Origin of the sequence: Candidatus Scalindua japonica, assembly GCF_002443295.1 — a bacterium.
Lineage (GTDB): Bacteria > Planctomycetota > Brocadiia > Brocadiales > Scalinduaceae > Scalindua > Scalindua japonica.
This window is the reverse complement of the sequence record NZ_BAOS01000001.1, coordinates 62,632-73,199: the sequence shown is the minus strand read 5'-3', so window position 1 is coordinate 73,199 and position 10,568 is coordinate 62,632. Positions and strand designations below refer to the sequence as shown.

7 protein-coding genes are annotated in these 10,568 nt (G+C 37.8%); all 7 read right to left on the bottom strand.

Going from position 1 to position 10,568, the window contains the following annotated elements; translation table 11 throughout:
* Positions 1 to 128 precede the first annotated feature (128 nt).
* Genes SCALIN_RS00355 through SCALIN_RS23275 form a run of 7 tightly spaced genes read right to left on the bottom strand, consistent with a single transcriptional unit; the run spans position 129 to position 10,506 of the window.
* The gene (locus tag SCALIN_RS00355; protein ID WP_096892278.1) at positions 129 to 1,379 is read right to left on the bottom strand and encodes a 2-hydroxyacyl-CoA dehydratase family protein; all 1,251 of its coding nucleotides are present in this window, start codon (positions 1,377 to 1,379) and stop codon (positions 129 to 131) included.
* A gap of 20 nt (positions 1,380 to 1,399) precedes the next feature.
* Positions 1,400 to 2,446, bottom strand: a complete 1,047-nt coding sequence (locus SCALIN_RS00350; RefSeq protein ID WP_096892277.1) for a 2-hydroxyacyl-CoA dehydratase family protein — start codon at positions 2,444 to 2,446, stop codon at positions 1,400 to 1,402.
* Positions 2,443 to 3,336, bottom strand: coding sequence for an acyl-CoA dehydratase activase (locus tag SCALIN_RS00345; protein WP_096892276.1), 894 nt, complete (start codon positions 3,334 to 3,336; stop codon positions 2,443 to 2,445). The genes SCALIN_RS00350 and SCALIN_RS00345 overlap by 4 nt, the downstream gene beginning before the upstream one ends.
* Before the next feature lie 19 nt (positions 3,337 to 3,355).
* Positions 3,356 to 3,610 carry an acyl carrier protein gene (locus SCALIN_RS00340; protein WP_096892275.1) on the bottom strand — a complete coding sequence of 85 codons (255 nt, stop codon included), beginning with the start codon at positions 3,608 to 3,610 and terminating at the stop codon, positions 3,356 to 3,358.
* A gap of 46 nt (positions 3,611 to 3,656) precedes the next feature.
* Positions 3,657 to 6,089 carry a beta-ketoacyl synthase N-terminal-like domain-containing protein gene (locus SCALIN_RS00335; protein ID WP_096892274.1) on the bottom strand — a complete coding sequence of 811 codons (2,433 nt, stop codon included), beginning with the start codon at positions 6,087 to 6,089 and terminating at the stop codon, positions 3,657 to 3,659.
* A gap of 56 nt (positions 6,090 to 6,145) precedes the next feature.
* On the bottom strand, positions 6,146 to 9,763 hold the full coding sequence (locus tag SCALIN_RS23280; RefSeq protein WP_096892273.1) for a type I polyketide synthase: 3,618 nt from the start codon (positions 9,761 to 9,763) through the stop codon (positions 6,146 to 6,148).
* On the bottom strand, positions 9,730 to 10,506 hold the full coding sequence (locus tag SCALIN_RS23275; protein ID WP_096892272.1) for a beta-ketoacyl [acyl carrier protein] synthase domain-containing protein: 777 nt from the start codon (positions 10,504 to 10,506) through the stop codon (positions 9,730 to 9,732). The genes SCALIN_RS23280 and SCALIN_RS23275 overlap by 34 nt, the downstream gene beginning before the upstream one ends.
* Positions 10,507 to 10,568 lie beyond the last annotated feature (62 nt).

Sequence of the window (10,568 nt, the reverse complement as noted above, 5' to 3'; positions counted from 1 at the left end):
TTATTGAAGATGTTGATTGATAAAAAGCACAATTATATATCCATCACGATTTGGTATTCGGAATTTCAGGCACACTCCTGCCCTGAAATCCCTAAAACAAACTTAGTAATGGGTATAAATCTTCTCAATTATGTATTTATTCCTTCATACTCAAGAGCCAGGCTTTCACCAAATGCCTCAATTCGAGTCAACAACTGTCCTTCATTCATCGCTTTGATATCAACGGCGTCACCATTTATTTCCAATACATGGATTCCTTTACGGGTAAAATAATTTGAAAGGATTTTTGTGTATCCGGCAAAAGGGATACAATTTTTATGCTGAAAATTCAGTATCGCTTTTATATTGTATTGATTCACCTTCTTTTCAAATTTCTCCAGTATATCCGCTGTGGTGCCATGATTTGGACTTTTGAAAATTTGTTTTGCAAGAGAAATATAAACATTTGAATCATCTTCCGGAGCAATCCAGTCCCAATCAGCAAGCATACAGTATCTCAGGTACAATTGATGCTTTTTCTCAATCTGAACTAATAGTTTATTAGAATGCAATGGTGGAATATGGAACCATGCTGACACTATGTAATGCTTTTCCCCGTACAGGAAATCACCGTTATTAATTTTATCACGAACGCCTTCTATAAACAGTTTCATTGCTTTAACGGCTATTTCTGTTCCCAGAAAATGATAACAAAGCATTTTAAAGTTATATAATTCAATTCCACGGATAACCGGTGGTGCAGAGTTAATTAAATTATCAAGTGTCCTGTCAAGTTCTTTTGCCTGTTTTGAAAGGTAATATGCCTGTTCAACTATATTCTTATCATATCTGATGTTAAATATTTCACACATTTCTATAGTCGCTTTTTCCAGTTGCTCAGCGGTATACTGGAGTGACTCACTGTCATTATCGCTGGGTATATCTACCAGGGAATGTTTGATCCTCTTTCTGCGCGAAAGTAATTCTACTGTTTTGGCACACCAGTCACAAAATAATGAAGCGGTTAATGAATAGGTGGGATATGGTATTGCTCCTGAATGCAGCATACCGGTAAGCACATTATAATAACTACAGTTATCCTTAAAGCTGAATGACTGTCTTGTAATATTTATGAATTTCTGGATATCAGCAAATGCACTGTTAAAAACAACAAACTGTTCATCTACAATATGAGGGATATCAAATGCATTTACTATTTGCGATGGAATCATTTCGTTAACCAGGACATATGATTCTCTATCATGTATTATTCTGATTAATTCCTTTTCAAACTCTATAAACAAATACCTCATCGCATTTCCCTTAATAAATACGTCCGGATATTTGTTCATCATTGATAGTATATCAAGGATGCTTTTTTTACTTATCTTTGCAATCATTTGAATACCTTAATTGACTATTAAATTGTTTCCAGAAATGCGTTAATACGGTTTGCAACCCCTGCGTTAAAGTAACGTTCATAGGAATCTTCAACCGCTAAATGCGGGATATTGCTTTCTTCAAGGAACTCTAATAAGTTGTCGGTATCAAAACTGTTCAGTGTACAAAATTTAATATTGAAGAAAACTACAGCGTTTACCTTATATTTTTCAAGACATGTCTTTATATATTCATAATATTCTGCGTTGTCTCCCTGCCTTATATTTCTTACGTTGCCTACGTAAAATTCCACCAATTCATCTAAAGGGTCATCATAATCTTTTACTGTTGCATATTGTCCATCATATGGTGTCAAGTTATTAAAGACCGGTATGACGGAATACCCTTTACCTTTTAATGCGTAAAAATACTCATAACCGGGGATAACGGATCCGACGAATAATAACGTTTTCTTGTTCCAACCTTTGAATTCATATTTATTGATTACTGAGGATACCTCATCGAGAAAGCGCTCAATTTCTCCTTCCTTTTTGTCAGTCAACCTGCCGCTTTTCGTCAACTCCAGATAATTCTCATAAATACTGGAATCAAATAATCCCAATGAAATACATTTTTTTATATACTCAAACAGTCTCCTCCTCTTTTTTGATTTAGCTATGATATTTTTAAGCTTATTTGATTCAAACCTGTCTGCACTGATAGTTTCGAGAAATGTAATAAGTTTTAAAAGTTGCTTTTTATAAAACCCCTTACCGAGTTCACTGTTATCTCTGGGATTCTGAAACAAATATATCTTTTTATGACCGAATTCAAGATGATAAATATCATATAATCTTTCCATGGCGTTACAGTGGGTTTGCATAATAAACGCCTGATATTCAGAGAAGTCAGGAGTTTTAGTAAAGTCAACCTGCTTCTTAAAATATTCACATATAGTTGGTATAGAATATTGTTCCCAGACACCGGTACTATGTACATTACTGCAATACTCCCAGGACAAATCAAAGCATTCAAATAATTCAACAGGATATATTCCACAAAAAAGACAAACCCTCTGCTCACTCACTCATTGGCTCCAAGAGGATTTCTGGCCAAAATTGAGTTAAATTCATGAGAAAACCTTCTTAACTCTTCGCTATTACCCATTCCCACTTTTTCATTATCTCCATTATTAATTTTCTGATATTTTTCAATAGAGTATAATCCTGCACCCAGAGCGCCTGTAATGTCAGGATCGACAGCTATATTCAGGTTGGTTTCCAATATACACTCAAACTGTTTTGCCACTCCTACATTCCTGGCGACTCCACCGCTAAAGGCAATCTCACCAGGATAAGCAAATCTTTTACCTAATGCGTAAACACGCTTCGCTAATGTATTAAAAACACCGGACAAGATATCTTCCGGCAGTACTCCCATAGCAAGTTTAGAAATAACCTCTGATTCCGCAAAAACAGTGCAGGTGCTGTTTATTTCAACGGCTTTTTCAGATTTGAGTGAATACTGACCCATTTCTGACAAAGGGATATTCATTACACCGGCTAAAACTTCCAGGAACCTTCCTGAACCTGCCGCACATTTATCATTCATCGCAAAATTTTTCACGTTTCCTGATTCATCACAGACAATTACCTTGCTGTCTTGTCCTCCAATATCAATAATCGATCTGACATTAGGAAAAAAGCAAAGTATTCCTTTTGCATGACAGGTAATTTCTGTAACTGCTTCACTGACAAATGGAACATTATATCTACCATAGCCTGTTGCTATAGAATAGCGGATATCTTTAAGACTGAGTCTGTTTTTCTTTAATATTGTCTCGGTTAACCTGGTAGCATTCTCCTTATGTATTGGTGATGTTCGTATAACACCAAAATCAACGATTGTTTTTTCCTCATTCACCAAAACAACATCCGTCGTAGCCGATCCTATATCAATTCCTAAATAATAATTCATACACTACTTTCCTATATCTCTATTCCTGATTACTTAATAAATCTTTAATCAACATTACTGTTTGATCTAAAGTTGCGATCTCCATGAGTCTTTCCTCAGGGATTGGTGTATTGAATTTGTTTTCTAAAGAGGCCAGTATTTCGACGGCCATTATAGATTCTATCCCCAGATCATCAACAAACTTAAGATGGCCTTTTAACTTCTCGTCAGGTAATTCTGTGATCTCACAAATTATAGACCTGATTTCTTTTGATATTTGCTCATCATTTACCATTTACTTTCCATTTCCCTCAATTAGTCTTAAAAAATTTTCCTGTGATCTACCTTCTTAATACTGAAGACACCTCATCTTTGCCTGATAATGATGTTAAAGGATTTGCAGCAAAATCAGCATGCATCCAATAGCTCTCACGGGCAAATGGATACGTAGGAAGAGAGACCCGTTTACAATCACGATCTTTATACAATCCCTCCCAATTGATTTCAGATCCACCTACCCAGGAGGAAGCAATGCTGGAAGCCTTTTTATTATTAAATAAATATTTAACTAATTCTTGTTCTTCTGCAGTTTGCACTTTTGCTGTCATGCTATTTTCAGCAGATTCAACACTTCCGGTAAATAGATCTTTAATGTCAGCCTTTTTGTTAAGAAATTCATTTAATTTTATTAATAACTCTTCTCTGGTTTTTACAATTATCGCCAGGCGATATTCAAAGGCCTTTCTCCCGATCTGAAGTGTGTAAGCAATATTCTTAAGTATATATTCTTCTGCAAGTACATGTCCATCTCCTTCATCATTTAATTTGAAAACCCTAATTAAATAATTCTTCAACACCTTAACATATTCTTCTAATCTCTCCTCATCTTTAGCTGAAAGAATAATAATTTCCGATGACTTATCATCGGAATAAGATACTTTTCCCGGAAGAAAACCCCCATCATATTCTTCGATTATCATATGTGCATTTGCTCCACCTGCCCCAAATGAACTGACTCCAGCCCTCCTCGGATATTCATTCATCTTCCCGTTTTCATTAATCACTGGTTTATTCCAATCGCAGAGCTCTCTCTGGACAAAAAAGGGTGAATCATCAAAATGAATATTTGGATTTAACATTTCCGAATGTATCGAGGGAACTAACTTCTTATACTTCATCTGTAATAACACTTTTGTGAGTGCTGCAATACCTGCAGCAGCCTCTAAATGTCCAATATTTGATTTAACCGACCCTATAGGACAAAACTGTTTATTTTGCGTATATCTTCTAAACGCCTTACTTAACCCGGTAATCTCTATGGGATCACCTAAAGACGTTCCTGTACCATGTGCTTCAACGTAGCTCAATGTTTCTGGATTAATATTCGCCTTCTCAAGCGTTCTATTTATCAACATTGAATGGGCATTAGGGTTCGGGACAGTGTACCCATTCGTCTTTCCGCCATGATTAACTGATGTTCCTTTAATAACAGCATATATATTGTCACTGTCTGCAATAGCATCACTTAAGGGTTTTAATACTATTGCACCCACACCTTCTCCGGGAACATACCCATCCCCTCCCTCACCAAAGCTTCGGCATCTCCCATCACTCGACATAAACCTGAATTGGCTCAACCCGATATATTTACGGGGATGAATTGACAAATTCACTCCTCCCGCTACTGCGACCCTGCATTCACCCCTTTTTATGCTCTCACATGCCATATGAATTGCCGTAAGTGAAGAAGAACAGGCAGTATCAATCGAAATACTTGGGCCATGAAAATTGAAAAAATAAGAAACCCTGTTAGCGATATCCCAGTAAGAAGTATTTGTTGCCAATGCATTGCCTTTTAAATTCTCTTCTATACCAAAATGTTGATAATCAGCAGACATCACACCAACAAACACCCCAACGTCTCCAAACCCACTATTCTCCATCGAATGGCTTATCCTATCACTATCATACCCGGCATCTTCAATTGTTGACCATACCACCTCAAGAAATAATCGCTGTTGAGGGTCCATGAGCTTAGCGTCTCTAGGAGTAATTCTAAAAAACAGCGGATCAAATTTATCAACGTCCTGGATAAAGCCTCCCCACTTATTATAACTCTTTCCCTTCTTACCCTTTTTAGAATCAAAATATGCATTATAATCCCATCGTTCTTCCGGTATCTCAGTAATACAATTCCTTCCCGATTCCAGATTTTCCCAAAACTCATGTAAATCTTTCGACATTGGATATTTGCCGCTCACTCCTATTATTGCAATATCATCTTCTTTGAATATAAAAGGCTGACGTACGTCTGAAGACAATTCTGGTACATATTTTTGTATGAAACGATTTTTTTCTAATGAATCAATACCAGTATCAATATCTTGCGGAACATTCAGCGCAGTCTTTAATCCTCTCTCATTTATCGTTAGAATTTTACATAACTTTTCACAGTGATTAGCAACAAAGTAACTCGCCAATTCGTGAATTGTACCATACTCAAAAAATAACGTCTTTGATAACAATCCAAAATCACCCTCTAAAATACTGTTTAACGTCATCACCATCGTCGAATTAATTCCATAATTTTCAAAATCTTCATGTGAATCAATTTTGTTTTCAGGCAATTTTATCTCACTCGCAAGAATCTTCTTTAAATAATTTTCAGCCTTTATAATTAATTGCTCACTTTGAAATTTTCTATCATCACTCTTTTCATCAAGATTGTTTAAACTGGTTTCATCTCCCGACTCACCAGATGTTCCTTCATTCATTATACTGAAACCCGGGTCATAATCACTCTGATTCTGGTTAATGTGTAATAATCTATTTACCTTTTTTTATCGCCATCTATAACAACAAATTGATGCTCACCGGTTACCAACGCCATCTCAAAAGCCTTTATCCCCTCCTCTGTATTCAAAGCTCTCATCCCTGATTTATTCAGTAAAGACCTTTCTGTCTCCTCATTGAGTGTCATTCCACCCTCTTTCCACAACGGCCAATTTATCGACACGCTAATCCCGTTTCTCTTCCCGGCCTCCCTCAATACCTCTCTTAATCCGGCATAACTATCCATAAACCGATTCCCACTCGCATAGTCACTCTGGCCAATATTACCTATCACCGAAACAATTGAAGAAAACATCACAAAAAAGGTCAAATTCTCATTCCTCGTCACCCAATCGAGATTTATCAAACCATAAACCTTAGGCGAAAGAACCTCTTCAAACGAAAGACTGTCTTTCTTCAGAATAAAACTATCCTTTATTACTCCAGCACTATGAATTACACCATCTATCCTCTGAAATCTGTCCTTCGTCCTCGTAACCACTCGTTCCATATCACTAAGTTTACATACATCCGCTTGTATATATAGTACTTCTCCTCCTGACTCCTCTACCTCCCTGATTCTTTTACACTGCCTTTCACTCAGTTCTCTTCTTCCCGTTAACACCAGCCTGGCGTTATATCTACTGCTTAAATATCTGGCGAATATCAGGCCAAGGCCTCCAGTTCCACCGGTTATTAAATATACACCATTCTGCTTTAATGAAACCTGCATCTCTCCATTATACGACCTGCCCTTACCAATATCCAGCGCAACTACCCTCCGGACAAATCGTCTATTCCCCTCATACCTGATCTCCGTCTGGTCTTTATTACTCGTTGATAGTAGTTCCTTCATTGCTATGCGCAAAACCCCGGCATCTAATTCACCTCGATCTAATTCAACAGTTTTATAGTCATACACAGGATTCTCTAATTTTATCGATCTGGCAAGCCCCGCTACGGCAACATCTTGAGGCGAAATTACTTTTTTTGAATTATGGAATAGGTACAGCAGTTTTATTTTTTCATTGGACTGAAACCTCATTATCGCCTTGCTAAGATAAAAAATTGAATATATACCCCTTTTAAGGCACTTCTCAAAATCTCCTCTCTGTATCAGTGCATTAATTTCCTGCAGATAATTCCATACATGCAAAATATGAATCGGTCGTAGTTTTTTCTGGTTCAAGTCTTCCAATAAGCGCTCGTAATCTGTCTGTACTTCAGGATTTATTTGATATACGTTTTTAGAAAGTTCTCTATACTCAAGCCCTGGTATTACATGGATTACTTCTTCAGCATTTTCTAACCCACAACTCTTTTCTTTCTTTTTATAAAAAACCTCCTCACCCTGATCAAAAATAAGAATTGTCCCTGTTCCATCCTTATCGGTTGTCCCTTCCAGGTTAACCATGTCCCATGCAGGGTGGAAATATAAACTATCGCGAAAGGCACTGCTTCTCTCACCAGATCTATACCCATCCCCGCGCCTTAAAGCCCTGACCGAAAAATCCTTCATCTGTACCAAAACATTACCATCTTCATCTATAATGCTGATATTAAATTTCTTTATCCCGGTGTTGCCTCTAATATTCCCCTTTACTGAAGTAACATAGGCATAACAGTTCTCAGTTAATGATCTTTTAATGTTTAACTCACCCAGGGCAAACGGTAGATATAAATCTTTTTGCAATGTCTGCACATCTTCAGCAATACTTATTGCTGTCTGAAATGCACCATCCATAACTGAGGGATGTAGTACGTAATCTTTAAAACCCCCACTAACTTCCTCCGGCAGACATATTCTGGAGAGAGCCTCCCTCCCATTACCATGTATCTCTTCTATGCATATAAAGCCTGGCCCATACCTTATCCCCTTGGACTTGAACAATGCATAGATTTCTTCCTTTTTCTTTATTTCAGGGCATCTAGCCTTTATCTCATCAATATCAAACTCTAATTTACCAACCTGAGAATTTGTTTGTCTGTCATCCTCTGTCTCATAAATAATACCTCCCTGTGAGTGTATTACTTTTTCTCCTCCTCCATTAGTACTGACTTCATATCCAACAGTATCTTTATTTGGATACAACCCTATATAAACATCTTCCCTCTTCTCTTTCACTGATATTGGACTGGCCCAGATAATGTTTCTGATCAATTTGACCTGAATGCCCTTCGCAATTCTTCCCGCAGCCCTGACCATCTCCAGATAAGCAATCCCCGGCAAAACACGGTAATTCATCACAATATGATCTTTAAGATAAAATTCATTACCATGTAACGTTTTTCTAAATTTCTGCTCCTCTAATGTTGACACATTACTATCAATTAAAGGATGCAGCCTGGCAATTCCTTCACTCGCTGACGTCTCTCCCGTAACCTCCGAAGATGAAGCCCAGCATCGTTCCTTTGCAAATGGATAAGTCGGAAGTGAAATACGCTGACCAACATCATTTTTATATATCTCTTGCCAATTGATCCGCAATCCATTAACCCATAAATTTGCAACCTCAATTAATTGTCCTGTCTGCATTGACGTTATAACAGAGCTTTCCTGTTCAGCAGAAGAATGTGTATTCAGATCTTTATTCTTTCTACTATTCCCTCTTAATAAGCCGACAACTCCTTCTTTGTTATCTAAAAAACCACCTAACTTCCGGACCAGTTCATCCTTGGATTTAACAATAACTGCCAGCCGTTCCTGAAAAAATTCTCTTCCCACCTGCAATGTATATGCAATGTCCCGCAAATTGGTATTATCAGAACGAATAGTTTCCTCTATATAATTTTTGAAACGTTTTGCAGAATTCTTCAACTGCTCCTCAGTCTTTGCAGAAAAAAGTATTATTTCATCTTTATCAGAATCAATGTTATTACAGGTGATCTCTGCCCCATTCATTTTAAATTCTTCAAGCACTACGTGGGCATAAGCGCCTCCCACACCAAATGAATTTATGCCGACGAAAAGTGGATTGCCATCCCCATCTTCCCATTTCTGTGGTTTCCTGTTACTGTTAATAAAGAAAGGAGAATCATCTAACTTAATTGAAGGATTAAGATTCTCAAAATTGGGCATAGCCGGAATAGTTCTGTTTTTCAAGGAAAGAATCGCCTTCATTACACCTGTGATCCCAGCAGCTCCCTCCGTATGCCCTATATGTGCCTTTGCGGATCCAATACAGCAAAAACCCGTTTTTTTCGTAAATTGCTTAAACGCATTTCTCAATGCCTTAACCTCGACCTGGTCCCCAACTTCTGTTCCCGTACCATGGGCCTCTAAATATGTGATATTTTCAGGGTTAATATTTGCAGCTTTCCAGGCATTTACAAAAACTTCTGTTTGTTGTTTCGTACGCGGAGCGGTAGGGCTTCCTGCACGACCTCCATGATTTACAGACGTCCCCTTAATAACAGCATGGATATTATCATTATCTTGAATTGCTTTCTGTAAGGGTTTTAACAGAAGAGAAGCCACCCCTTCTCCAGGAACATAACCATCTGCATCTGCACCCAGAGTATGACACCTGCCTGTTGGTGAAAGTACTCCCAACTCACAAAGCCAAAGGTAATGTAAGGGGCTCAGAAGCAGGTTAGCACTACCCACAAAAGCCATATCACATTCGCCATGATGTAATGATTTACAAGCCAGATATGACACCTGCCTGTTGGTGAAAGTACTCCCAACTCACAAAGCCAAAGGTAATGTAAGGGGCTCAGAAGCAGGTTAGCACTACCCACAAAAGCCATATCACATTCGCCATGATGTAATGATTTACAAGCCAGGTGCAATGCTACCAGTGATGAAGAACAGGCGGTATCAACAGAGAGGCTGGGGCCTCTCAGATCAAAAAAATAAGATGGCCTGTTAGCAAGCATTGACGCGTGGTTCCCCAGTTCTTTATATAAATTATTCCCCTTGATCGACTTGATAATTTGATCTCGGTATTCATGGGTCCAGGCGCCCACAAACATGCCTGTTTTAGTACCCCAGATATTCCGGGCATAACCAGCATCTTCTACTGTTTCATATAAAACTGAAAGGAGCAATCTCAGTTGAGGGTCCATCAATTCAGCTTCAAGAGGTGACATATTAAAAAATGAAGGGTCGAATTTATCTATATCTTTTATAAAACTTCCCCATTTAGAATAGGTTTTTCCAGGGGTTTGTGGGGATGGGTCAAACCAGGAATGATAATCCCATCGGTCTGGTGGTATTTCACAAATTAAATCTTTCCCAGTCGTTAAACTCTGCCAGAATTCATCTGGAGTTTGAGATTCAGCAAATCTGCAAGCCATCCCTATAATAGCAATATCCGAGTCATTATATTCGGGCTTAAATCTCTTGTGATTCCGCATATTCTCTTTTTAAATTAAAATAATAATCTAATAATGAAGAATTTGAATCCACCCTATTTGCC

Excerpts from the sequence above, each read along its gene's own strand:
- SCALIN_RS00340 (WP_096892275.1), bottom strand. The coding sequence starts at position 3,610 with ATGGTAAATGATGAGCAAATATCAAAAGAAATCAGGTCTATAATTTGT.
- SCALIN_RS00355 (WP_096892278.1), bottom strand. The coding sequence starts at position 1,379 with ATGATTGCAAAGATAAGTAAAAAAAGCATCCTTGATATACTATCAATG.
- SCALIN_RS23280 (WP_096892273.1), bottom strand. The coding sequence starts at position 9,763 with ATGGCTTTTGTGGGTAGTGCTAACCTGCTTCTGAGCCCCTTACATTAC.
- SCALIN_RS00335 (WP_096892274.1), bottom strand. The coding sequence starts at position 6,089 with ATGAATGAAGGAACATCTGGTGAGTCGGGAGATGAAACCAGTTTAAAC.
- SCALIN_RS00345 (WP_096892276.1), bottom strand. The coding sequence starts at position 3,336 with ATGAATTATTATTTAGGAATTGATATAGGATCGGCTACGACGGATGTT.
- SCALIN_RS23275 (WP_096892272.1), bottom strand. The coding sequence starts at position 10,506 with ATGCGGAATCACAAGAGATTTAAGCCCGAATATAATGACTCGGATATT.